Origin of the sequence: Curtobacterium sp. MCBA15_016, assembly GCF_001865105.1 — a bacterium.
In the GTDB taxonomy this organism is placed as follows: domain Bacteria; phylum Actinomycetota; class Actinomycetes; order Actinomycetales; family Microbacteriaceae; genus Curtobacterium.
This window is the reverse complement of sequence record NZ_MJGR01000038.1, coordinates 6120-6426: the sequence shown is the minus strand read 5'-3', so window position 1 is coordinate 6426 and position 307 is coordinate 6120. Positions and strand designations below refer to the sequence as shown.

At 76.9% G+C, this 307-nt stretch carries 1 pseudogene; it reads right to left on the bottom strand.

The features are described 5' to 3' along the window. Positions 1-48: 48 nt before the first annotated feature. A pseudogene (locus BIV03_RS19835) lies at positions 49-307 on the bottom strand (hypothetical protein); the annotation flags it as partial.

The following is a 307-nucleotide window of genomic DNA, read 5'->3' as shown; positions in this document are numbered from 1 at the left end:
CCCGTCCGTCTGCTGGTCGCCCTGCGGCCGGCGGCCGTCGCTGCCGCGCTACTTCTTGCCGCCGCCGAGCAGGCCGCCCAGGCTGCCGAGGATGCCGCCGACGTCGAGGCCGCCGCCACCCTTGCCGCCGCCCGCCCCGCCGGCCGCACCGGATCCGCCGCCGAGGAAGCCCCCGAGCAGCCCGCCGATGTCGAACCCGCCACCGCCCGACTGCGTCGCCGCCTTCTGGTTCCCGAGCTTGCTCAACACGATCGGCGCGACGAGCGGGAGCACCTTGCCGATGATCCCGCCGAGGTCCACGCCGCCG